The organism is Reichenbachiella sp. (assembly GCF_965233835.1).
Lineage (GTDB): Bacteria > Bacteroidota > Bacteroidia > Cytophagales > Cyclobacteriaceae > Reichenbachiella.
On the sequence record NZ_OZ247585.1, the window covers coordinates 4,609,120 to 4,634,468 of the forward strand.

Below are 25,349 nucleotides of genomic sequence, written 5' to 3' on the forward strand. Positions count from 1 at the left end.
GTTGGAGGGATTAGTTATTGATCAGCTGGGTGGCTCTTGGAGGAATTACTGTTCGGAGATTCCCCAGGTCATCATAGATATAGTAGGTCTGAAACCAATCATTCTCAGATGAAGGGTCTGCTTCAGAGGCCTGTACCTTTTTGAGGACCACTTGTCCATCCAGGTTTTTAAACTCTTGCACACGACGTCCATTTTCATCCTTGGTGGTCGTTTTATGAAGTTTTCCTGGTGAATAGGTGGCGTTCTTTTTAGGTTGACCGTTTTCCAGGGTCCAGTTGATCACTTCACCTGTTGCATTAAAAGCATAGTTGATCTCAACGGGTCGATGGCCTTGTCCTTTGTTCCAGGCGAAACCTGGTGAAAATGTTTTGACCGGTCGGCTTAAAGGAGAGTTTTCATAATCCGTTTCGGCATAGGCCGTTTGCCCCTCCGATGCTCCATATTGTGTGGTATAGTAGGCCAATTGGTCTTCACCAAAATGCGATTTGTATGTTCCATCGTTTCCAGTTGGTACGGGTAAATATTGCTTTACTGCCCGACCATACTCATCGAGCTGGCCTCCGAAAACCAAGTCGGACGCGTGATGAGAAGCATTTTTTTGTACTACCTGGTTCACCTGTCCGAGCCCATCGATGTATTGAAATCCTTTGCTTATCTCACTGTAGGCAGTAGGAAGACTGGCTTCAACTTTTTCAGGTATTTTGTAAGTACTAGAAGCCACATAGTTGAGGGCGAACTGCGCCTTCGGAGCGGTCAAGTAAATCGTGTTGCTCAGCGCAGAATAATTGCTACTGGTTGTAGCCTTCAGTACGTACAATCCAGCCTGATTGGCTGTTACCAAGCTACCGTCTATGGTCGCACTTCCCTTGTACCAACCATAAGTATAGTCTTGGGAGTAATTTTCTATGGACATGCCTACGTTCGTGCCTGGCCGAACGACTGAAGAATTATCTAGTTTTAGTGTAGGAATAGGGTGAACGTTCACCTCAAGTTCGTCATCCAGAACACACCCTTCATTGTCATAATAAATTCCTATTTGGTGAGTCCCGAGTCCAGCTCGGGCCGCCACCATATTTTTTCCACTGACGCCGGGTCCTGACCAGGTACCTTTATCAGATCCTGATACCACAGCCAGGTCCAACACCGTTTCTTCAAAAACCTCCAGGGTCGTGCTGTTGATGGTTGGCATATCTGTAGGTCCAAAATGGATGATGGCGTTAAGGTTTCGGCCGCAAGCGCCTCTCTGTCCATGAACGGTATATCGACCTTCTGGCACGTTTGTCCATTTTACAAGTCCCATACCTAAATGCTCGGCTACACGATTGCCCTCTATGGTATAGGTGACATCGTTTTCCATTCCACTCATTTCAAATGCACCTGAATTCACTTCCACTGCACAAAAAGTGAAATTATCGATAGTGTTCAGTACATTGGGCATATGCGTGACCTCAACAGGCACGGTCAGCACCGAACTCAAACAACCGGTCACCAGGTTGAGAGATTGCAGCTCAATAGTACGTGACACCGATACGTTAACATCTTCCTCGAACTCAGCAAAGCGGTAATAATCTGAGGTATGTGTTTCTAGATTGTCTTTATCTGGTGGGCCATCTTCTACATTGACTAACACGAACCTTGATTTAGCCCAGGTAATTCCTAGAGGTGGATTCCCTTCTTTCACAAAAGTCTTGTCACCACATTCATTTAATGAAATTGAATAGCTCGGAGGGTCAGGCAGTCCATCTATTAGTCTGGTTTCCCTCATGGGCGTCTGACAGCCATTGTTGTGAATTGCTATCGCCGTGTAATTTCCAGATGAAGTAACATCCGAAAAAGTAATTGCGCTTCCAGATCCGGTTTTGCTCGTGACCGTCGAGCCGTTTTTCTGTAAATGATAAGTAGCATCTGTCTGACTTCCAGACAATTTGAACTGAATCGGTTGTCCACCGCAGGTCACACTTGGTTCCTTCAATTCATATTCTGCGGGATAAGGTTTTATTGTTATACTTTCAGATTCTAATGTACTCAGGCATCCTGTGACCCTATTCATGGCGCGGAAATTCATGGTTTTGGACACAGCGATATCTTCAACGGCATCAAAAGCCGTGTAAGTGTAGTAGCCTCCCGTGGGTCCCTCAAGATTGTCTTTGTCGGGTGCCTGATCAGGTACGGAACGATACGTGAAATTGCTCTTTGCCCATACTGTACCTTGCGGTGGCGTTCCTGGTGTTATTGTTTTATTTCCACAATTGTTAGAAGAGAGCGTATAGCTCGGTGGTGACGGCTTGCCGTGCAAGGTCCAGGTGTTGTTCATCTGTCTGGAGCACTTCGAGGTATTATGCACTGCAGTAACTGAATAGGTTCCTACCGCCGATACGGCTCCGAATGAAATTGAACCTCCGGTGCCCGATTTAGTGGAAACTGTGGTAGTACCCTTTTTGAGATGGTAGGTTACCCCAGTCTGACTTGCACCCATCTCGAAAGTGACAGCGCTACCGGCACATTGGGTTTCAGGGTCTTTTAAGTCATATCGATTTGGCTCTTGGGAGTGGACAGTAATATGACCTCCAGATGAACTTAATATTCGCCCCTCACTCCAATAAAGGCTTCGACGTGCAAAAATGTAAAATATATCTGAGGAGGCCAGCCGTGTAGTAACTGTAGCATTTCTACCACTAAAAGCAGCCCCTTCTATCCCCGCTGTCTTTTGTGCTAAGGTCATAATAAACCATTCAGTATCACTGGGCTCGCTTTCCGGAGCCAATATATTTACCGTTCCACAACCGGTGCCATTGATAACAAATCCGCTGGGTGGCATAGGTGGTGTAAGATTTGGTGGACTTCCACCGCCTCCATTATCATCATCACCTACATCTACAGCGCTGGCTTGATTCACAGCTCCCTGTATGGGTGCTTTGCCTTCAATCTGGGAAAAAGCCATGTGTGTGAAAATCAGAGAAACTACCAAAAACAATAGACTAGATGCTATCACTTTTTTATTCAAGTGTATATTTAAATTCTTCATGATTCTATCAGTTAAATGTGGTTGGATTATGGATTGGAGCTTTCTCCCTGGTATTTGTACTCTTGCTTTTTCAGGATATTGCCGTCCTGATCTTTCACAAAAAGTAATCGCCCAAAATCATCATAGAGATAGTAGGTGGTCATTCCCTTGGGGTCCGTAATTGAGGAGACCCCAACGTCTTCTTTGTAGGTAAATGACGAGACCATAGCCTGATTGAGTCTGCTGTCGGTTCGAAGTACGTCCAATGCTGAGCTCAATGCTGCATCAGTTTTGTCCTGCAAGGAACTGATACCCGCATCACCACCTAAAACATTTCTCACCACCGCATAACTCGCATTTTCAATCTTGGCAATCAGGTGCTTTTGATTGTAACCCCATACATAGGCTACATACATGTCGTCTTCTTTTTTACCAGACAAAATATTGCCCTTATCATCTCTCAATAGGACAGTATAATTCAGGTCATAGCCTGAAAAATCAGTACCATTGGAAGAAGGGGTGAACGTACTCCCTGTCTCTGGAAAATATTGGTAGAACCGCTTGGGCCGAACCTTCGTACCGTCTTGCTCAAATTCGACTCCCTGTGCAGAGACAACCGCACCCTCTCGTTCAACAATAGTCTCTATCGGAATAGCCACCATGTTCTGATTGCGCATCTCGGTGACGATTGCTCCGACACCAAAGTCATCTGCATAACGATATTTGGTTTCAACACTTCTTCCTTTGCTGTCGGTAGTAGATTGATTGGACAGCTGCATATGGTCCGCATTGTCGTAGTGAAAAGTCGTAGTGCTGACATTGCCTGGTGACCCTTTTTCGTAGGTAGACTCAATGCGTTCGCTGAGGTAATGCCATTGGGCACTGGTTCTATATTCGGAAACGTCATAGTATCTATAATCATCCAGGTCGAAACTAACGTTATCACCGCCAACACCTACTGAAACAGTAAAATCCATGGTAACATTCCGATATTTCCTGGCCACATAACCGCTGATCTGTGCATCATGCACGTTGTTATGTGAATAGGTATTATCCACTGTTCTGGCTATTTCCAGTTTATGGTTCTCATATTTTTCTATGGTAGTATTTTTTTCTCTTCCATTCGAGAAGCTCCATAAGTTGGAATTGGGTGTACCGGCCAATCGATCTCCATTCATCAAATTGGCTTGTTCATTGGTCTCAATGTTGTAATGGTGAGTGGTAAGGCCGTTTAAAATATTATTGCCTTGAATTTCAGTTACTGTTTTATACCCTACAGCACCAAAGGATGAAGACAAAGAAGTACTGCTATTCGAAGAAAGTGTGGCATAAATGCATTTGTCTCCCTTGAGGATGTCTTCCTTACTGGAAAGCCAAACATCTGGCTTGGGTTCATTATATATGGCTTCAGAACATTTGATGCAATTAGTTGGCCCATAATAATAATTGGTCGTTCTAGGGATGTTAACGCCGTCGTATGCCGTGACGTTCTTTACTCTCATTCCGCCCCCAACGGCGATATTTCTGGTCACACTCTGTCCTCCAATATCTCGAAAAGGGCCATCGTAGTAAGAAAAGGAAACAGCCGCATCCAGGCATTCAAAGTTCACTTTCAAACTGGCTTCATACTCAAAATCTTTTTCCAATCGAGCCAGTATTTCACTATAGGCTATATTTTGGGTAAACTCAATTTGTTTACCAATCACATGTTCAAAGGCCAGTGAATTATCTCCTTTCACATAAAAATCAACATATTCATTAGTGGTCTTATTCCTTATTTTAAAGATTGCTTTGAGCTTGTTTTCAGGAATCGCATTCAGGTCACACAGGTTGTCGGCAGAATTGAATTGAATACTGCCATTAATGATCACATCGTGATCGATTGATATCAGGCCTAAGTCCTCCTTTTTTTCGTTGAACAAACTACCGTCTCCTTCTGAAGCGTTGCCTGTGATAGCATTCATTTGGAGATGTCTTACGGGAGGAGGAACTTTAGAACTTTCTGTATTATAGGTGGCATAAGTACTGTGTGCCTCATATTGAATTTCCTTATATCCGCCGGTAGGATAAATAATTTTACTGAGTAAGCCTTTGCGGGCATTGCTTTCGCTAAAGTTTCGGTCACCGCCGATTTTGTTGAATACGCCTGCGGCAGTTGCTAACATACTCGTTCCTTCGTCAAAATCTTTCGATGAAAAGACGGATTCAACTTCGTTGGGTACCAGAAACTCATTGCTCGCTCCGTTGTAAAAGCCCCACCAGTCTTTGGCGTAGGTCGTTCTGGCTGGTAGCTGATCAGGATCTATGTAGTCGAATTGGTAAGAAGGCTTGTGTGACCCGTTGTCAGACCATTCGGTCAAAGAAGTCAAAAAGAGCCTATTAAAATCTATGTCCGAGGTATGTACGACCCGATGGTTGTTCATGCTATTGCTTTCATAGACTTGATAGCCCAGGTTGAACCTTTTGATCAGGGCATCCTCTGAGTCCAGAATTTTTATATCGTCCAGCTCTACAAAGTCAGCTGATCCACTGCCCATCCATTTGGAGTAATCAAAAACTACTACACCGTAGGCTGAAGTAGACCGAATTTTCTTCAGATTTGAGGTCTTAGTATGTACAAGCGTCTGTTTAGGGATTTTGGGTTCATTGGGATCTCCCATCCCGCAACCTGAAGGGGAAGCTACAATCACCTCGTGGATGAGCTTTTTAAACGTTTCGCTATTGAGCGAAAAGTAACGGTAATATCCTGGCTCGTAGTCGAAGTATATCTTGTCTCCTTCTGGATGAACCATTTCGCTCAGGTACCAGGCGTTTTCAATGCTATAGGGAGGCGACATTGCTCCACTTTTGTACAGGCTGTGTTCACTGGCCTCATTTGCACCAAACAGATATTGAACACCGTTTTGGTCTGTAATTTTGAACACAGGATTTGCATTGACCGCATCCAAGAAAAAGTCTGGTAGAACCTCAATTCGTAGTGCTGCAGGTTTCACCATTACCACGGCATTCGAGTGGTCCAAATAAAACTGTCCACTGTGTCCATTGAAATTGTATGAAAATAAATCCGGCTCAACGTCTGCATCTCCTGATACTATAGCACGAACAAAAGTCAGCATCTCCTCTGAATCCACCGCTGCATCTGGTTTGACTACTCGGTTTCCATCATCGGGTAATCCTCTGGATTGCCGTGTGATGACTCCACCTGCATTTAGAGACCAGCCAAGACCCACATTGGAGGCCAATTCATCCACCCTTATCCCATCGGATCGATACTCCAGCGAGATTGGCACTGACAAGTTTCCTGCCTGGAAGACATGTAGCGGAATGCTTGATTGAATGGTTCCTGTGAAGAGGCCAACGTCTACGTTACCATATTCCGCCAATGCGGCTGCATTTGGGGATAGCGGGATCTCTGGTCCGTGGTCCGGGTCCTGGGCCAAACTAGGGGTGACGCAGGCCAACATTGAAATAATGAGTAGGGAAAGGTGTTTCATAATTCTAGATGCTTATAGGTTGATAAGTGAGGACTAAACAAGCCAAGGGCTTTGATATAAAATTTGGTTTTCATTGGTGATTATCTTGTCATCACCCTATAATGTCTTATCAGCCAAAAGGTCAACACTAAAAATTCACTTTTTTAAATTGGACGGGAATCGTACGCAAAAATGAGGTAGGGATGAGTTCATAATAATTCAAAAAGTAACCTTATTTTTGGGCCTGTTGAACGGAATAATGGAATGAAACTTGACCTAAATGAAATGATTCAATCCTTAAAAAAGGATGACAATTCTTGTCTCAAGGTGTTTTTTCAAGAATATGGAGACTACTGCACAAAGAACCTGATAAAGAAAACCAGTTGTACTTCTGAAGATGCTGATGACATTTTCGTGGATGCCATCATTAATCTAAGGGAGCGACTGCTTTCTGGTAAAATTTCTTACCTAACTAATATTAAAGGTTATCTATACTCGACCTGCTATAACATGTGGTTGGTTAAGTATAGAAAACACAAGATTCACGAATCGCATGCGGAGAATATAAGGGACTTTTATGACGAACCAGCTCTTGCCTATGCAGACAAAGAAGAACTCATAAATTTGGTAACTCATGCGATTAACACCTTAGGAGAAAAGTGCCAAAATATTATTAAATTATTCTACCTAAGTAAGTTGACCATGGAGGAAATTGCATCGGAAATGGGTTTTGCCAGTGCTGGTGTAGCCAAGACTATTAAAGGCAGGTGCTACAAGAAATTGATAGAAGAAGTTAGAAAACAAACTGAAAAAAATAACGTATTCAGCGATTGATGAATAATTTATCAGATAATGATCTAAAGCTGATTGAGGGCAAAGTTGATGAAACTCTTAATGAGAATGATTCTGCTCAGTTTACTCAAAGACTGAACGAATCAGATTCTTTTAAAGAGGAATTTGAGTTGCAAAAAGCCGTGATAGATACTTTAATTAAATCTAATCAGAGAGATTTAAAGGATGAATTGAGTTCCTATCTGGTAGAACCTAGACAAGTTAAAAAAATAAAAACCAGCCAATTGCTAGCAGCTGCAGTCTCTATTTTAATCATTTCAGTCTTTGCCTATACAATCAATTCAAATTCTTCTTCCAACCATGCGGAGTTGTTTCAAGAACACTTTGAAGTGTACCCTGCTCCACCAGTGACAAGAGGGAGTAAGAATTTAGAAACTCGAGTTGAGATCTTTGAAGAATACAGAAATAAGAATTTTGCCAAAGCAATAAAAGTGTTTGAGTCAACAAACATTATAGAAAAAAGTCCTCTTTATAAAGCTTCCTGTCATTTGAAATTGAATGAAACGTTAAAAGCAATCTCCATCCTTGAGATAGCATCTTCGTCCGAAGACAAAAGTATTTCACAGACTGCTGAATGGTATCTCGGCCTGGCTTTTTTGAAAAACAATCAGTTAAAAAAATGTAAAGAGGTTTTGAATAAAATAGTGTTGAATGAACAACTTTTCCATAAGGAAGCGGAGTTAATTCTAGGCGAACTGGGAGATTAATTCGCCGTCGCAAAAACAGCTAGTTTTTCTTTTTTGTCAAAAACTTCGGAGGATTAAATCTTTTACCCACAAAAATCTTGGCATTACTAACGCTACGCTCTAGATAGTCCTCGGTTTCATCGCGCTCTCCGGCAAACACACCTGCCGCAGAAAAACCACAATAAAACTTGGGCGCATTGTAGCCCATAGCTATTCTAGTAGCTACTCTTCCTGTGAACTTTGCTTCGGTATCGGCAGGAACACCATTAAGTGCCTGTGATTTTTTAATTTCTGGGCCCAACCCAATCACCAAGCTTAGCGATATAAATACACGATGTCCCAAGACCAGATTATAACCATACCCTCCAGCTAAACCATATCTAATATATTCACTACCTCTAAAATCTTGAGACAGGTCAAATTCGCTTTCCGCTTCGGAAATTATTAAACTGGAATCTGCATCCATACGGAAGTAACTAAAAAATGGGCCCGCCAAAAATGATCCTGTACTCTTTATCTGACGCTCATTATAGATAAAAGCAGACCTGAAGGAAAACTTCCCATGATTGAATACATACAATAAGCTTGCTCCATATCTACGGGTGCTTATATCAGGCCGTATCGGATACGGGCCTTCGGGGTCGAAATTAGGAATATAGTCTTCGGGGTTATCTAGATAGTAGCCTTTGTATTTTTGAATCGTGAGATCTCCTGCAAATTTCCTGGTATAAATACTTGATTGAAAATCAAATCGTTTCGTTTTTCCAAATTGATCATTGTCATTATTAACTCCTCTAAAATTGAAGGCAACATCTAGCCCAAACCATCTATATCCTACTCCAAAACCTAGATTAAGACTCTCATTGGGCTTATACTCTAGTTTATCTTCTGTTTCATGATTAACATGCGCAATGGTATTGGATTTAAGGCTTCCAAAAAGCTTTACAGATAGCTTATCAGAATAGTCTACGATGAACTTATCGTTGACTGGGCGAGTCTCTAGAAAACTGAAATCCTCTTCTTGAGCATATAAGCTAAGAGCACTAAAGAGAAGCAAATATGTGAGAGTGGCCTTGCACATTTCTTTGTTCAAATAATATTGAACAATAAAAATACAGTGTCCAATGCTACTATCCCAATTCTTAATACTGCCCGGTACTCAACATCACCAGCGTGCAGCCAAAAACAGTCTCTATCCCTTGTGCCTGAGCAGCTTGTGCCAGTTCCATATTTTCTGTGCCAGGATTGAAAATGATACGCTTGGGCTGAAGACTCAGCACATATTCGATCCACTCCTCAAGTCGAGTTGTTCCAATATATAAAGTAACCGTATGAACATTTTCAATTTTTGGCTTCGTTTTCAAATCCAGAAATTCTTGTTCAAATAGTTCGCCTTTCTTGATACTTACCAATTCAAAAGATTCACCTTGATTTCGTAATCTTTCAGCAGCTAAATAGGCATATCGGGAGGGATCTGTGGTCGCTCCTAGCACCACGGTCAATTTCTTGTTTTCAGACATTTATGTATTGCTCAATTAACTTTTCAGCGCACTTTTCTCCATCAATGGCCGCAGACATAATGCCTCCGGCATATCCCGCGCCTTCTCCACACGGAAACAATCTTTTGAGCTCAATATGTTCCCACGTGTCTTTTTTTCTTGGAATATGAACTGGTGAGGAGGTTCTGCTCTCTACTCCTACCACCACGGCATCATTGGTTACATAGCCTTTGGACTTTTTACCAAAATCCCTAAACCCCATCTGAAGGCGTTTGAAAATAGTATCTGGCAATACTTCAGAGAGCTGCGTAGATACCAGTCCGGGCTGATAAGAACAATCAGGAAGGTTCGATGAAAGTTTACCTCCGATAAAGTCATTCAATCTTTGAGCTGGTGCTTTTTGTTGTCCTCCTGTTACTTCGCAGGCCTTTTTTTCTATCTCAGATTGAAAGGCCAAAGCAGCGAAATTACCATGCTGTTGATAGTCCTTCAAATCGGTATTTTCTACTGCAACCACAATACCGGAATTAGCAAATTTCGAATCTCGTCTAGATGGGCTCATACCATTCACCACCACTTCGCCCGGAGCCGTAGCAGAAGGAACTATAAAACCACCTGGGCACATGCAAAATGAAAATACGCCTCGTTGTACATTGTTGAGTCTGGTTTGTGTGGTCAGTGCGTAGGGAGCTGCGGGCAAATACTTACCTCTATGGTCACAGTGATATTGTATGCTATCTATGAGCTGCTGAGGATGTTCTACTCTTACGCCCAGAGCAAAAGGTTTTGATTCTATGGTAATGGCTTTCTTTTCAAGTAATTCGAAAATATCTCTGGCCGAATGGCCCGTAGCCAGAATCACACCTTCCCCCATGTGTTTAGCTCCATTCTCCAGAACTATGCCCTTGGATTCACCATTTTGAATCACGAAGTCAACCACGCGACTATTAAAATGAATTTTCCCTCCTCGAGATTCAATAGTATCCCGAATATCAGCTATCACTTTTGGCAGTTTGTTGGTTCCAATATGTGGATGGGTATCTTTCAAAATATCTTCACTCGCTCCATGAGCTACCAACATTTCTAGAATTCGACGAACGTCACCCCTCTTTTTCGATCTGGTATAAAGTTTACCATCCGAATAGGTACCAGCTCCTCCTTCTCCGAAGCAATAATTGGAGTCGGGATTGACAATATGCTCTTTGTTTATTTTGGCTAAATCTCTTCGTCGATCTTGAACGTCCTTACCTCTTTCAAAAAGTACTGGCTTTGCTCCCATCTCCAAACAACGCAGTGCTGCAAATAGTCCCGCCGGACCAGTGCCTATAATCAGAACTACGGGTCGATTCGACACATTGGTTTCTGGCTTTTGATACGTTAATGACCACGGATCATTTTCACCTTCATATAAGCCAATTTCCACATCGACCGAAACTTTCTTTCCCCGGGCATCTATTGACCGCTTGAGCAATTTCCACTGGGCACCTCCTTTTATTTTAGGAGAAACAAAAGCATCCAAATGGTTTTCATCTAAGGCAATTTCCGGCTTTAGTCTGTATTTGAGAATTTTATTCATGAGAGGAATTTATCGGGACGAAGGTATGGGATTCTTGGTCTTTTTGAATCCGAGATAACCAATATTTATTCCAAAGAAGATCGGTACATAGGTACTCGATTGCTCCACCTCTTCGAATATAGGATCGTAGGTAGTTCCGCTGTATTGTGCCGAATAGTTGCGCTTACCAATTCCAACACCAAAATATACGTCTATGGTTAACCCAGCATTCGCAGGATCTTTTAGCCAGCGATCACCAATGAAAACGCCATAGTAGTATCTATTCTCTTTTGATTGAACTTCAGAAGTGGTTAATGTACCTCCATCACTCACATTCGAGCCATGATTGATAAAATCAGCACCAATGAGATGTCCAAAATAAAACATACCCAAAGTTTGATCTTCGCTGTAGAATTTTTGTCTGAACGCGAGACTCGAGCCTCGTGAGAACACATCTCCAGTTGGCATATTCCCATGATTTTCAAAAAATGGCTTTCGATGATAGGTGTATATCAGCTCATACCCCTGTCTCTCCTGCAAATAATATTCAACGGCAAGTGGCATATATCCCAGCAGCGAATAGAGTGGATTTGATCCAAAAATTACACCTTTGTATTCGTTGACTCTTGGGGTGAAATACCGTGATTTTTTGTTCTTGAATTTATACTCTGGCTTCTCATACTCTTCGTCGTTGGCCTGCTTAACAAAAGTCTCGCTTTTCAAAAAGACAGGATTGTTTTCTCCATAAACAGGCAAATAAGTACCGGCCACTTCACCATTTCGTTTATACAGTGTCCATTCCCCTTCTCTTCTTCCTTGGGATAACTGACCCTTCATTTTTAAGTTGCCATTAAGGTAATACCCCTCATATTGACCTTTACCATTCTCATCAAAAATCGCAGAACCTTCTATGTTTCCCTCTTCATCATAATAAGTCCATTTTCCAAAATTGTAGTCTCCTTTAAACTGCCCACTGACTTTGAGATTTCCACTGATGTAATATTCTTTGTACGCTCCAGTACCTTCATCAAATTCCCCCACACCTTTAGTCTCCCCAGACTCATAAAACATTTTCCAATAGCCATCTTTGATGCCATTTTTTTGAAGACCTTCGGCACTTTTTGCGCCATCCGGATAGTAATAAATCCAATTACCTAAGGTCTGACCGTTTTCATACCCGCCTTCAGCAGAAAGATTACCATTTTTATAGTAGTATTTCCATGGCCCGGTTTTGAGTCCTTGCTTGAAATAGCCTTCAGCCATTTTCTCACCTGAATCAAAGTAATAGACCCAAAGACTGTCACTTTTCCCAGCCTTATTGAGCCCTTTCATCTTCAATTGACCCGATACATAGTATTCCTTGTATATGCCACTTCCGTTTTCGAAATCAGCCTGTGCTTTCAATCCACCACCTTCATAGTAGTAACTCCAAATACCAGTTCGAACACCGTTGTCATACTGACCTTTACTCTTTAGGCTACCTGCTTCATAATAGTAAGACCATTCTCCTCCCTTCTTGTTATTGGATAAAATTCCTTCTGAACGCAGATTTCCATTCTCAAAATAGTCAGACCAGATACCAACGGTTGTACCATGCAAAAACGAACCAGTTTGTCGAATCTTGCCATTTTCGAAATAGTAAGTCCAATCCCCGGAAGCTTTATTATTCGAGTAACTACCTTCAGACTTTTTTGTACCTGAAAGATAAAAAGAAGTATAAGGGCCATTAAGCTGATTCGATATGGTATCGTCTACCGTCAATATTTCCTTGATCACTTTGTTGTCTTGATCGTAGTACGTTTTGAGCACCACACCTTGAGCGCAGAGCAAAGAGCTTATCAGTGAAAACGATATGTAAAGAATTAACCTCAACCTTTTTTGTTAAATACAGTTTCGTCAACCCAGCTCTTACCCCAATTGTCCTTCTCCTCTTTGCTCCACAACTCTGGGAAGAAAATAACCCGCTGAAATCTTGGTGGCAAGTATTTTTGCCAATTGGTGCCCCCAGTAGCTGCAATGACTTCAGGATCCCTTTGTAAATAACGCACAGCAGATTTATAATGAGCTAGTCTCCATTGCACATTCGACAATTGATCCAACTTTCTAAGTGCTTCCTGAATTTCTTGAGCTTTATCTACCGACTTATAGTTTGATTCATACTTTTTCCAAATATTGGCCGGCTTGTACTTTTTGGCCAACTGTAAGAATTCTGCTGAATATTTGTTTTCGAACTGCTTTAAAGTCAGGGTCTTTTTCCCAGTTGCTAACTCAGTTGCTCCTCTTTTCCAGTACAAATGATTGTACATTTCTTCCAAATCATCCACTTTCATTTCAGGCCTTTTGGACTCCTCCACTAAATTCAGCAAATCCGTACATGATATTTCAAACATTCGAATCTGAGCAGACTGAAACCCACTTGCAGGTAATAGTGACATTCTAAAGTCCAGAAATTGTTTCTGATCCATGCCATCTATCATTACATCAAAAGAATCGACCAAATGCAATAGATACCTATTGATTCGATTGACTCTAAGTAAAAATCGATCTGCATCTACTTCATCATCAAAGGCCAATTGTTCAATTTCATTAAGGATCAACTTGAAGTAAAGCTCTGTGATCTGATGATAAATGATGAAAATTTTCTCATCAGGAAATTGGGTTTTTGGGTTTTGCAAGCTCAGCAAAGTATCCAAATGGATATAGTCCCAATAGGTGAGATAATCAGCATGCAAAAGTCCATCAAGATAGGACGATAAGTCCTGTCCCATGGCTTCATACTTTTCTTCTAGTTTCTGGAGCTGATCCAATATTTTGCTATCAAATTTCGAATTTGTCATCTGGGTATTGTGTCGTTTAATGTTGTAAATTTGGGTCTAATTTTGAACAACCTACAAAGATCAAAAGTAATTATTAGACAAACTACATGGAATCCATGTGATAATTACTCAAAAAATTGCCCTAAGCTGACATAGATCATTTTTTTCATCCAGGTTAAGTTTTTTATTGATACGATTTTAACTTGTTAGAAAGAATATGACAGATTGCTAGCAGCAAATTTCATAATTACCTAAAACGGTAATATTTTGAGCCCTGAATGATTTAGTAAACAATTTTAAACAACAGCCCTTCTTATGAAATCAAATTTCACTGACGAATTCGAATCTCCAGATTTTTATCAAATCGATGATTTATTGACCGAAGAACACAAAATGATCCGAGGCTCTATTCGGGATTTTGTAAAAAAAGAAATTACACCAAACATCGAAGATTGGGCTGAAAGAAACCACTTCGAATATCCGATGGTCAAAAAATTTGGAGACATCGGTGCCTTTGGCCCAACGATCCCTACCCAATATGGCGGTGGAGGTATGGACTATATATCCTATGGTTTGATTATGCAGGAAATTGAAAGAGGAGACTCCGGCATGCGCTCAACTGCTTCGGTTCAAGGTTCTCTGGTTATGTATCCGATCTACAAATTTGGAAACGAAGAACAACGCAATAAATATCTACCAAAATTAGCTTCTGGCGAATGGTTGGGATGCTTTGGTTTGACGGAACCAGATCATGGATCCAACCCTAGTGGCATGGTGACCAATTTCAAAGATATGGGAGACCACTACTTGCTCAACGGAGCCAAAATGTGGATCTCTAACGCACCTAAAGCAGATGTGGCAGTTGTATGGGCCAAAAACGAAGAAGGTAGAATTCACGGCTTGGTTGTGGAAAGAGGTATGGAAGGCTTTTCTACTCCTGAAACACATGGCAAATGGTCTCTACGAGCAAGTTGTACCGGTGAACTTGTTTTTGACAATGTGAAAGTACCAAAAGAGAATTTGTTGCCCAACAAAAGTGGATTGGGGGCGCCTATGATGTGTCTGGACTCCGCCAGATATGGTATTGCCTGGGGTGCCATTGGGGCAGCGATGGACTGCTATGATTCAGCTAGAAGATATTCACTCGAAAGAGTACAGTTTGATAAACCGATTGGTTCGTTCCAATTGATTCAAAAGAAATTGTCCGAAATGCTGACTGAAATCACTAAAGCGCAGCTACTTAACTGGAAATTGGGTAAAATGTTTGAAGAAGGAAAGGCCACTACTCCAATGATCTCCATGGCCAAAAGAAATGCGGTAGCGACTGCACTAGACATTGCCAGAGAAGCAAGACAAATTCATGGTGGCATGGGAATTACAGGGGAATACCCGATGATGCGCCATATGATGAATCTTGAATCTGTAGTGACTTACGAAGGGACACATGACATTCATTTGCTCATCTTAGGACACGAGATTACAGGAATTCCTGCATTCAAATAATCACTTAAAGACTTTACTCATCCAAAGCACTAAACTTTGGGTGAGTAACTAGTTAGAATCCATAAGATTCATTCTCAGACAGAAAATCTTGGTCTGTAAACGTAGGATTGATCATCACATTTGAATACTCATATTGTTCGTATAATCCGTTACCATCAATCACTTCCATTTTGAGAGGAATGAAATTTTCAGCATCGATGACGAGGTTCAGTTTCGGAGAATAGTCATTGGGTATTTTGATCACCTGACCAGCTTCAACATCTTCATAATCTTTGATTTTCGGATTGCATTCAAGAATCATATAAGCACTGAGCTTATATTTTTCAGCCACATCTTCTATTGTCTCCTCATCCCCAATCACGTAATCTATGATTTCAAAATAGGGATTATCAAAGGAGATTTTATAACCTCGCCGCTCTTGTTGATCGACCATTCCCTTGTACACCACCATTTCATCAATCTCATTCAAATATTTAGCACAGAGAAACTCCAAGATAGAAACTACATGATCGAATCCTGATTGGAAGATGGTATGGTGCTGATCATTTCGCATGATGCCATCCATCGGATTCAATTTTAAATTCAACCATGGAAAACCATTCGGGTTAATTAGTGCCTTATCATTATTTTCATTTTTCACATAAAGCACTTCCATTCCATCGTTGGGAAAAGACTGTCGCAAATAAACCTTATACGGGCTTTTCTGCATTTTGGTAAATGATACCTGTTTTGTCAGTTTACCATCTATTCGCTCTTGCTTGGTGATAGTATAGGTCAGAGATTCAATTTGACTTGAAGTATCAAACATTTTCTTGGCAATTTCATACCCTGAAAGAGAATCTGCTAATTGAGCTGAAGCAAAAAAGTTAACAAAAAGCAGAAAAAGAGAGCAGTAGCCAGTCCTTGTCATAATTGGTATTAAATAAGAAATCTGGCCCGTCCAAATTTGAATTGAGTCACAAGCTAAGAAAATTTAATGGTTCATCGACAATAGCCATAAAAAAACAGGTGCCACTGAGGTGACACCTGTTTTCATTTTTAACTGTTTTTGACCATTGGGGTTCAGAAGCGTCTCTTCTGACCTCATTTTATTATGAGTACATCTATAGGATGATACTTCTAGTCAAAAAGTTGCACTCGAGTATATATTTTTTAGATTTTTATTGGGACGACCACTTTTGTAAAATCCCAAATCATCGCCAGTTCTGCGCCATTTCCACTTTCACTTAGCTTTATTAAAAACTGCTCTGCACATGAATCAGATTGCTGTACAGGCACAGTCACCTTAGCTATATCCAAGGTATAATCCGGTTCCCACAACCCCCACTTTTCTGTTTCGGCATTGAGTACCACATCCCACTCCTGCGCTCTGGGAATAGTATACAAGCGATAGCTGCCGGCTTGAACAATATTAGCACCGAAGGTAAAGTCTTCAGAAAAAGTAATAATTGTAGGTTCGTTAGCACCAGTTCGCCAATACGTATCATAAGGCAAAAGCTCCCCGAAAATTTCCCTCCCCTTTTTATAGGGCCTACAATAATTCACATTAATCTCGAAAGTTTGAGTTTTCAGTTTTGCAGTGGCTGGCGGGCTATGTTTTCTAGTGGTGGCAATCTGATATATGACTACCGCAGCAAATAGCAGCACAACGGCACCGACCACCCAGAGTATTTTTTTAATCATAGTTTAGTTTTAGCGATATAGATAGGGTTAGTACTCCAAATCGAATCACTGAGTTACAGCTGTCTTTAAATATCTCTTCCAATTGTCCAAATCGTCCGTTTTTTTGATTGAAAAATATATTCAGTGCTATGTTATATTAATTAAAGGGTTAATTTTGAACCTTGCATAAAGCGCAAATCACATCTCATGATAGAATACAATACAATTAGAGAGGATGTCACTCTAAAAGAATACGGACGAAACATTCAAGACTTAGTCGCTCATCTCAATACGATCGAAGACAAAGAAGAAAGATCGAAAAAAGCTGCTACGCTGGTAGAATTGATGAAACAAATCAACCCAGCTATGCAAAACACTCCTGAAGTGGAACAAAAACTATGGGACGATCTTCACATCATTTCAAACTTCACTGTTGACATTGATGGACCGTTTCCTACACCCAACAAAGAAATTTTAGAAAAGAAGCCCGAAAAAATGGGTTATTCTGGAAAAGATATCACTTTCCGCCACTTCGGTAAGAACATCGAGCTGTTAGTAGACAAGGCTATCACACTTGAAGATGCTGAGGAACAAGAAGCCGCCATCATTCATATTGGCAAGTTGATGAAAACTTTCATTTATTCTTACAATAGAGATTCTATTGAAGATGACGTGGTTTACAAAAACATCCGCAAACTATCCAACAACAAATTGGACATCGATATGGAAAAAGTGAAGGCCGGAAGTCTATTTGAGCCCATCAGAAAAGAAAGACGTAACGATCGCGACAACAACGATCGAAACAGAAATCATAGAAACAAAAGAAATTCCAATCACAAAAGAAGAAGATAAATGGCTTCATTCCGGGTCGTTGGAGGTAAAGCTCTAAATGGCGAAATAACCCCTCAGGGCGCCAAAAACGAATCGCTTCAAATTTTATCGGCTGTACTTCTAACCAAAGAAGTCGTTACTATTCATAAAATTCCCAACATTAGGGATGTAAATAAGCTGATAGAATTGCTCCAGGAAATGGGAGTAAAAGTCAAGAAGTTGGGAGAAGAGTCTTACTCTTTCCAAGCTGACGATGTAGATATCCATTTTCTAGAAACGGAAAAGTATCGTCAAATGGCAAGCTCACTTCGAGGATCAATCATGATTCTTGGTCCTATGCTAGCACGATTCAAAAAAGGAAAGATACCACAACCTGGCGGAGATAAAATAGGAAGACGGCGGCTGGATACCCACTTCGATGGATTTCAAAAGCTTGGCGCCAAATTTAAATACGAAAAGAAAACAGGCTATTATAATATAGATGCTTCTCATCTGGAAGGCACTTATATGCTGCTCGATGAGGCATCGGTAACCGGAACGGCCAACATTGTAATGGCCGCCTCTTTGGCCAAAGGAAAAACAACCATATACAATGCGGCTTGTGAGCCTTATCTCCAGCAGCTTTGTAAAATGATCAACCGGATGGGTGGCAAGATCAGTGGCGTAGGCTCTAATCTTTTGACTATTGAAGGAGTAGAAGAACTGGGTGGTACAGAACACACCATGCTTCCAGACATGATTGAGATTGGAAGTTTTATTGGTTTAGCGGCTATGACCCAATCCGATCTAACCATCAAAAATGCTGGAATTGAGCATTTGGGAATTATTCCTGATATATTCAAAAGGTTGGGTATCAAAATGGACTTTAAAGGGGATGATATTCATATCCCTGCCCAAGATCACTACGAAATAGAGACGTTCATTGATGGATCTATTATGACTATTGCTGATGCCATCTGGCCTGGATTTACTCCGGATTTATTGAGTATAGCCTTAGTAACTGCAACCCAAGCAAAAGGAACCGTCTTGATTCATCAAAAAATGTTTGAAAGCAGACTGTTTTTTGTAGATAAACTGATCGACATGGGAGCTCAAATCATACTCTGTGATCCGCATAGAGCGACTGTCATTGGGTTAAACAAATCTGTGCCATTACGTGGAATTCAGATGACTTCTCCCGATATTAGAGCTGGTGTTTCCTTGCTTATTGCTGCCATGTCAGCCGAAGGCGAAAGTTTAATTCACAATGTGGAACAAATTGACAGGGGATATCAAAATATAGATCAGCGTCTAAATGCTATTGGAGCTATGATTGAAAGGGTTTAATCTAATTAAATCTTCAGTAGCGTAAAATGAGAACATTAACCTTAAGCCTGGTATTACTACTAAGCTGTCACTGGATTTATACGCCAGAGATAAAAAACGGATATCCAAAACTAGAGCTGTTATCAGTTCATCAACTGGAAAAAACCGACACGCTAAATTTTGATTTTAGTGGCATTGCACAAGTAGATAATTCCATCTATGTGGTGGCCGATAAGCCCTGGAATACATTCCTTTATTCCATATCATTCGATCAAAAAAACTGGTTTGTAGATAGTGCGAGAGACATTTCAAGTGTTGAGCGATTAGATCTAGAAGCCATTGATTATTGCCAAGGTGCCTTTTATTTAGCCAACGAATTTACGGGATCAATTAATGTTTTAAATCCTGAGTCGAACGATTTGACTAACCTGCCCATCAATTTTGAAGATTACAATCTAAAACCTGGAACCTGGAAAAATGCAGGATGGGAAGGGCTAACAATTGATTGTGACAAACAAATCATGTATTTGGTAAAGGAGCGTCAACCAAGAAACATTATAAGCGTGGATATGAACAGCTGGAAAATTTTGGAGCAGTTTGATATTCCCCAACAGGATAGCAATGATTTTTCGGATGCCAAATTTCAAAATGGATTCCTATACCTGCTTGAAAGAAACGGAAACTATATCACCAAAGTGGATGTGCTAAAAAAAGAAGTTGTTGAAAAATATCACTACAAACATATAGCAAGTCATCCCGATGGTAAACTCTACACCAACGAAAAGTACGGAATGGCCGAAGCCCTTTTACTTTTGGATGATGAAATCTGGGTAGGTCTCGACAACAACGGCCATATGGCTAGCGAGCACGCAAAAAAGACCTATCAAATGAAGGGCAATGCCCCAGTAATTTTAAAGTTTAAAAGACCAAAGGGATTTTAACAAAGCGCCTTGATATGCTTGAACAGTAAATGTGGATTGGATAAAGCTTTGAATCCCCATCCAAAAAAGTTCAAGTTTCTTGTTGATAAACAGATGTAAGCCATTTTTATACAGCAAAGGTTCTGAATCACCTTGTTTCCTTCCATTCTGATCAAGAGATTTTTATAAAAACTCATTTTTGACTTATAGCCTGCCATATGAGAAAGGCTAGTTTTCTGTATCCTATACTCGCAACCTACAAAATCTAGTTTCTTACATCGAATATCTTTGTCAACAAGGGTAAGCCAAAACATCAAGTCCTCTCCATATTTCAAATCAGTAGGAAACCGAATTTCCTGAATAACTTCTCTTCTTATCAAGAAAGTATGAATCTGAGGGGTGTATAGGAAGATGTGTTCTACAGGCTGGCTGTACATGGGATAAGTGTTGAGCAAATTCGTTTGCTGTCGATTATATCTCTTCAATTTGCTGTTAGTGAGGTCATCCCCTACCACCACTGATCTACACGAAACCAAATCAAGACGGCTTTCAGATAGCGCATCCAGTGACTTGCTCAACATGCCTGGTAATAAAATATCATCATCATCAAGAAACAAGACAAATTCACCAGTAGCCAATTCAAGCCCTTTGTTCCTAGAAGCTGCAGCACCCAGGTTTTTGTTATTTCGAACAACATTAATTTGATCGTCCCCTCTAGCTAAGCGCTCTAAACCTGATAAGTATTTTTCTTCTGAATAGTCATCAATGATAATAACCTCCAATTCCTTCATACCTTGTTTCAACACAGAATCAACGGCTGTTTTCAACAAATCCGGTCTATTATGAGTAGGAATGACGACAGATACTTTTTTCATAAAAAAGGAATGTGACTCAAAAAAAGTCAAAAAAACGAGAACCTGTTACTTTTGCGCTATGAATAGCATAGAGGAGTTTGTAGAAAAGGTAAGAGAGACCATAAATTCAAATCGGTTTACTAAACTCACACTGAGTAAACCAAGATACAAATCCAATGGATTACAAAACATATTCATTCGGGCAATAGACTTGAAAGGAGATCAAAAGCTCTCATTCAACTATCGTCACCTTACAAAAGATCTTACCAAAAATTTCGAAATAAAAGATGGACTGGAGGAACTAGAGAGCCATTTGACTGAAAAATTCAAACATGCTACTTTACTTACGGGCCAGGCCACTTGGCAGTTAATGATTAATAAAAAAGGCAAAGTTACTATCATTGAATCAGAGGCCTCAACATCGACCAAGTCCACCACACACAACAAAGAAAAACAAAAACGAGCTCCGTTAGACGCTCCGTACCTATTTGAGTTAGGCATTACTACATCCAATGGTGAACTCATTCCAAAAATGGCTGACAAATACCGCCAGATTAATAAATACCTGGAGATTATGGATCACCAGATAGAAGCCAATATCAAAAAGAAAAAACTAAAGTTGGTGGACATGGGCTCAGGCAAAGGCTATCTCACATTTGCCCTTTATGATTTTCTTCAGCGAGAAAAGGGGCTTGATGTCACCATCACAGGTATTGAACTTCGTCAAGAGTTGGTTGATTTCTGTAACCAAAAAGCAGAAAAATGTGGTTTCGAACAGCTACAATTCATCAATCAAAGAATTGAAGAATTTGAGGAAGAGAATATAGACATCTTGATCGCTTTACACGCCTGCGACACTGCCACAGACGATGCATTAGCTAAGGCCATCACGGCAAAGTCAGCACTCATCGTATGCGCTCCTTGCTGTCATAAGCAAGTCCGTCAACAAGTAAAAGGCAAGACGCAAGAAAATCCATTATTGAAATACGGTATTTTTCAGGAGCGACACTTCGAAATGGTCACTGATACGATTAGGGCACTCTTATTAGAGCAGCATGGCTATCAATCCAAGGTCTTCGAATTTGTTTCTAATGAGCACACTAGAAAAAACATCATGCTCATTGGGGCCAGGTCAAAGCAAACTAACGAGCAAGCAGCAAAAGAAAAGATAGATGCCCTAAAAAAAGAATATCATATAGACTTCCAGTATTTGGAGCAATTGATTTAAATTAGTCATAACCCATTCAACCGGCGAATTCAGCTTTTATTCTACTTGAAAAGGAAATAGCCATGTTTGCTCTGTCCAAAATAATACTACCAAGATCAACATGGTCTTTGGTACTACTACTCACGACATTAAATATCACTTCAGCTGCCCATGGTCAAACCATGGACCAGCTTAAGGCATACATTTCAAATTGTGAAGATGCCAAGTGCCTTGATACCTTGCTACTCGTTGACTTAAATTCCTTTACGAATGAGACTCACAATAGTAAAGTTCTACTCAAATCAGCACTAAATAAAGCAGATTCCTTCAGTTACAATACTATCATCCCAAAACTAGCTACTCAATTAGCGCTTATCTTCTATTATCAGGGACAGTATGACTCCAGTTTTCACTACCGAATATCTGGTATTAAACAACTTGAAGAGATGGGAGATTGGGCCATGGCTGGTAGGGAATATGCAGAATTAGGGTATCAATATAAGAGAATAAATCTAGCCAAGGGATTTGAATATATGCGATTAGGGATCTCCCTATTAAAAAGCAATCATGATTCTATTGGATTGGCTAATGCTCATAACAATTTTGGAGTTCTTCACGAAATGGATGAAAATCTTGATAGTGCATTACATTACTACAATTCCAGCTTGAACTACAAAACAACTTTGAATGATTCACTTGGAATTCCCTATAGCCTAGAAAACATAGCCAATATTCAAATAGCTAAACAGTCGTATGCACTTGCTGAGGAAAATTTGACAAAAGCTCTTCAATATAGATTAGCTGTAGATGACCAACAGGGATTGTTGGGCAATTACATAAACCTGGCAGAACTTTACTCACATCAGCAAAACTTCAATAAGGCAATATACTTTTTCAATAAAGCCTTACTAAAAGAAAAACAGATAGGACATCCATATGCTGCCCAATATTGCTATGAAAAATTGACAAAAGTATATCGTCATCTAAATCAATTTGAAAATGCGCTCAATGCCCATATTCAGTATTCAAATATAAAAGACAGTATTTCCAATGTTCAAAATATTAAAAATGTCGAGTCGCTTACAATTCAATATGAGACAGAGAAAAAAGAAAAAGAAATAGAACTTTTATCCGTCGAAAATCAACTTAAGCAAACTGAAGTTCAAATAGCCAATAATCGTTTCATTGCTACAGCAGGTACTTCTGGGCTCCTACTCCTTTCAGCCTTCCTTTTATTTAATCGATATCAACACAAGCAACGCGCCCTTCTCGCTGAAGCAAAAGCGATAAACCAAAAACTAGGATTTAAATCTCTAATTGAAGGGGAAGAGAAAGAACGCAAACGCATTGCTCAAGAACTCCATGATGGATTAGGGCAATTACTTTCAACAGCACGGCTCAACGTTTCCGCCATGGAAGACAAAGTGGAAAAACTCGTGACCAAGCAATGGGAAAATTCAATAAAGCTGATAGATGAAGCTGTGACAGAAGTACGGCACATCTCTCATAATATGATGCCTAATGCACTTATCTCTATCGGTTTTGAAGCGGCCATCAAAGAGCAAATTCACATCATCAATGATGCCGGCAAAGTGAAAGTACATGCAGAATTACCAATGGATAAAATTAATCTATCTGAAAGTGAAGCTATTGCACTGTATCGTGTGATTCAAGAAGTGCTGAACAATGCACTGAAGTATGCCGAGGCTAAAAATATTTGGCTGACCATACATCATGATCAAGCGCTTGTTGTTACCATAAAAGACGATGGTAAAGGATTCGATACTAGTATTATAAATACATCAGACGGTATTGGGTGGCAAAACATTCACTCACGAATGGAAATTTTGAACGGTGAGGTTCATATTAAATCCAATTTGGGTGAAGGTTCAGAAATCTCATTAAAACTAGCAGTCTGATGGAAAAAGAGAATTACGATATACTCATTGTTGATGATCATCAGATGTTCATCGATGGTATTGAATCATTACTCATTGGTCAGGATAAGTACAGAATAAAATATCACGCCAATGCTGGGCAAACTGCGTTGGATTTACTAGCCAACCATGAGATAGATATTCTGATCTCAGACTTGAGCATGCCAGGGATGTCCGGCGCTGAGCTGGTGAAAATAGTAAAAGAAAAATATCATGACATAAAGGTTCTGGTACTCTCCATGCACAACAATCGTGAAACCGTGGGGGAAATTCTTATGTCTGAAGCCGAAGGTTATATTTTAAAAAACACGGGCAAAAAGGAACTTCTTAAAGCACTCGACCGCATCACCGAAGGCAGCACCTTTTATAGCAAAGCAGTCATGTCCTTGATGCTGGAAAAAATACAAAAACAAAAACAAGTCGCTGAAGAAACCCGGTGTCTCACGGAGCGTGAATTAGAGATTTTACAACTCATAGTGCAAGAGTTCTCCAGTGAAGAAATTGCCGATCGTTTATACATTAGCAAGCGTACAGTTGACACGCATAGGAAGCACATTCTGAAAAAAACAGAATCTAAAACCATAGTAGGTCTGATCAAATTCGCTTTCCGAAATGAGCTGGTATCACCTTCCTAAGAAACAGTCTCTAATTGCTGCAACACCTGCTGAGCCTGAATAATGTGTCGCTGATTGTGACCTATTAAAAATCTAAACGCATCTCCCAACTTGAAAGTCACAATAGACCCTATAGCAGAGGTAATTTTGTTCTTGTTCAGGTCTAATGATTTACTCTTTTCTAGTGCATCTATCAGATAGTCCTGATCTTCAATAAATTTAGATAACGTATCATGTTGAACATTTACCTCCGGAACAAACTTTCTCATTGTTTTCATAGGTGATGGAATCGTACCGTCTTCCTTGGGCTTGATCATCTTCACAAAGTAGTTGCCCATCCATCCTGGTTTAAAGTCAGGTCGATCTGATTGAGGTGCATTGGAAAGCTTTTTATCAAACTGAGCAATATAATGTGCATCGGCAATGTTGAGGTGCTCAATACATTCCAGCACACACCACTTTTCAGGGCTCGGTTTAGCAAGTAATTCTCCTTTCCCTAAGGAAGAGAATCTTAAGGCTTCATTTTTCACCTCTTGGGTATCAGCAATGAGTGAGTTGATCAGTTCTATCTTGTTCATATCGCTTTTTTGGTAAAAGTAGTAGGTCCTTTGCTCTGAAAAATTGATCTAAA

General features: G+C 40.3%; 20 protein-coding genes. 9 read left to right on the forward strand and 11 right to left on the reverse strand.

The annotated features are described in order from the left end of the window. Positions 1-10 precede the first annotated feature (10 nt). Together ACO6S2_RS19470 and ACO6S2_RS19475 are read right to left on the reverse strand one after the other, a co-directional pair. Positions 11-3,025: a DUF6443 domain-containing protein gene (locus ACO6S2_RS19470; RefSeq protein ID WP_422360232.1), complete on the reverse strand. Its 3,015-nt coding sequence runs from the start codon at positions 3,023-3,025 to the stop codon at positions 11-13. A 26-nt stretch (positions 3,026-3,051) separates the two neighbouring features. Next, entirely contained in the window at positions 3,052-6,498 is a 3,447-nt protein-coding gene (locus ACO6S2_RS19475) for a SpvB/TcaC N-terminal domain-containing protein (RefSeq protein WP_422360233.1), read from the reverse strand. A 243-nt stretch (positions 6,499-6,741) separates the two neighbouring features. On the opposite strand from ACO6S2_RS19475, the gene ACO6S2_RS19480 reads away from it, so the two are divergent. Together ACO6S2_RS19480 and ACO6S2_RS19485 are read left to right on the forward strand one after the other, a co-directional pair. Next, positions 6,742-7,311: an RNA polymerase sigma factor gene (locus tag ACO6S2_RS19480; protein WP_422360234.1), complete on the forward strand. Its 570-nt coding sequence runs from the start codon at positions 6,742-6,744 to the stop codon at positions 7,309-7,311. Then, positions 7,311-8,036 carry a tetratricopeptide repeat protein gene (locus ACO6S2_RS19485; RefSeq protein WP_422360235.1) on the forward strand — a complete coding sequence of 242 codons (726 nt, stop codon included), beginning with the start codon at positions 7,311-7,313 and terminating at the stop codon, positions 8,034-8,036. The genes ACO6S2_RS19480 and ACO6S2_RS19485 overlap by 1 nt, the downstream gene beginning before the upstream one ends. A gap of 19 nt (positions 8,037-8,055) precedes the next feature. On the opposite strand, the gene ACO6S2_RS19490 is transcribed toward ACO6S2_RS19485, so the two are convergent. The 5 genes from ACO6S2_RS19490 to ACO6S2_RS19510 form a co-directional block, all read right to left on the reverse strand. Continuing rightward, a complete protein-coding gene (locus ACO6S2_RS19490; protein ID WP_422360236.1) occupies positions 8,056-9,096 on the reverse strand; it encodes a DUF4421 domain-containing protein in 1,041 nt (346 codons plus the stop codon). 61 nt (positions 9,097-9,157) lie between these two features. Next, complete coding sequence (locus tag ACO6S2_RS19495) at positions 9,158-9,535, reverse strand: CoA-binding protein (RefSeq protein ID WP_422360237.1); 378 nt, start codon at positions 9,533-9,535, stop codon at positions 9,158-9,160. Further along, on the reverse strand, positions 9,528-11,090 hold the full coding sequence (locus ACO6S2_RS19500; protein ID WP_422360238.1) for an NAD(P)/FAD-dependent oxidoreductase: 1,563 nt from the start codon (positions 11,088-11,090) through the stop codon (positions 9,528-9,530). Before ACO6S2_RS19500 ends, ACO6S2_RS19495 begins: the two co-directional genes overlap by 8 nt. A gap of 9 nt (positions 11,091-11,099) precedes the next feature. After that, positions 11,100-12,941, reverse strand: coding sequence for a hypothetical protein (locus ACO6S2_RS19505; protein ID WP_422360239.1), 1,842 nt, complete (start codon positions 12,939-12,941; stop codon positions 11,100-11,102). Continuing rightward, entirely contained in the window at positions 12,938-13,906 is a 969-nt protein-coding gene (locus ACO6S2_RS19510; RefSeq protein ID WP_422360240.1) for a tryptophan 2,3-dioxygenase family protein, read from the reverse strand. The genes ACO6S2_RS19505 and ACO6S2_RS19510 overlap by 4 nt, the downstream gene beginning before the upstream one ends. A gap of 294 nt (positions 13,907-14,200) precedes the next feature. Between ACO6S2_RS19510 and ACO6S2_RS19515 the strand changes: the two genes are divergently transcribed. Continuing rightward, positions 14,201-15,388: an acyl-CoA dehydrogenase family protein gene (locus tag ACO6S2_RS19515; RefSeq protein WP_422360241.1), complete on the forward strand. Its 1,188-nt coding sequence runs from the start codon at positions 14,201-14,203 to the stop codon at positions 15,386-15,388. Positions 15,389-15,440: 52 nt separating this feature from the next. Here ACO6S2_RS19515 and ACO6S2_RS19520 read toward each other — a convergent pair whose 3' ends face one another. Together ACO6S2_RS19520 and ACO6S2_RS19525 are read right to left on the reverse strand one after the other, a co-directional pair. Further along, positions 15,441-16,298, reverse strand: a complete 858-nt coding sequence (locus tag ACO6S2_RS19520) for a DUF1571 domain-containing protein (protein WP_422360242.1) — start codon at positions 16,296-16,298, stop codon at positions 15,441-15,443. 242 nt (positions 16,299-16,540) lie between these two features. Next, positions 16,541-17,071, reverse strand: a complete 531-nt coding sequence (locus tag ACO6S2_RS19525; protein WP_422360243.1) for a DUF2911 domain-containing protein — start codon at positions 17,069-17,071, stop codon at positions 16,541-16,543. Between the two features lie 186 nt (positions 17,072-17,257). Here ACO6S2_RS19525 and ACO6S2_RS19530 point away from each other — a divergent pair, with 186 nt between their 5' ends. Genes ACO6S2_RS19530 through ACO6S2_RS19540 form a run of 3 tightly spaced genes read left to right on the forward strand, consistent with a single transcriptional unit; the run spans position 17,258 to position 20,127 of the window. Further along, entirely contained in the window at positions 17,258-17,902 is a 645-nt protein-coding gene (locus ACO6S2_RS19530; RefSeq protein WP_422360244.1) for a DUF4290 domain-containing protein, read from the forward strand. Then, the gene (gene murA / locus ACO6S2_RS19535) at positions 17,903-19,207 is read left to right on the forward strand and encodes a UDP-N-acetylglucosamine 1-carboxyvinyltransferase (protein WP_422360245.1); all 1,305 of its coding nucleotides are present in this window, start codon (positions 17,903-17,905) and stop codon (positions 19,205-19,207) included. A 26-nt stretch (positions 19,208-19,233) separates the two neighbouring features. Then, positions 19,234-20,127: an SdiA-regulated domain-containing protein gene (locus ACO6S2_RS19540; RefSeq protein WP_422360246.1), complete on the forward strand. Its 894-nt coding sequence runs from the start codon at positions 19,234-19,236 to the stop codon at positions 20,125-20,127. On the opposite strand, the gene ACO6S2_RS19545 is transcribed toward ACO6S2_RS19540, so the two are convergent. Continuing rightward, on the reverse strand, positions 20,124-20,981 hold the full coding sequence (locus ACO6S2_RS19545; protein WP_422360247.1) for a glycosyltransferase family 2 protein: 858 nt from the start codon (positions 20,979-20,981) through the stop codon (positions 20,124-20,126). The two genes, ACO6S2_RS19540 and ACO6S2_RS19545, sit on opposite strands and share 4 nt — an antisense overlap. 58 nt (positions 20,982-21,039) lie before the next feature. Here ACO6S2_RS19545 and ACO6S2_RS19550 point away from each other — a divergent pair, with 58 nt between their 5' ends. The 3 genes from ACO6S2_RS19550 (at position 21,040) to ACO6S2_RS19560 (ending at position 24,739) form a co-directional block, all read left to right on the forward strand. Beyond that, on the forward strand, positions 21,040-22,188 hold the full coding sequence (locus ACO6S2_RS19550; protein WP_422360248.1) for a class I SAM-dependent methyltransferase: 1,149 nt from the start codon (positions 21,040-21,042) through the stop codon (positions 22,186-22,188). 107 nt (positions 22,189-22,295) lie between these two features. Continuing rightward, a complete protein-coding gene (locus ACO6S2_RS19555) occupies positions 22,296-24,086 on the forward strand; it encodes a tetratricopeptide repeat protein (protein WP_422360249.1) in 1,791 nt (596 codons plus the stop codon). Then, entirely contained in the window at positions 24,086-24,739 is a 654-nt protein-coding gene (locus ACO6S2_RS19560; protein WP_422360250.1) for a response regulator, read from the forward strand. Before ACO6S2_RS19555 ends, ACO6S2_RS19560 begins: the two co-directional genes overlap by 1 nt. On the opposite strand, the gene ACO6S2_RS19565 is transcribed toward ACO6S2_RS19560, so the two are convergent. Next, entirely contained in the window at positions 24,736-25,296 is a 561-nt protein-coding gene (locus tag ACO6S2_RS19565; protein WP_422360251.1) for a DinB family protein, read from the reverse strand. The genes ACO6S2_RS19560 and ACO6S2_RS19565 overlap by 4 nt on opposite strands. Between the last annotated feature and the right edge of the window lie 53 nt (positions 25,297-25,349).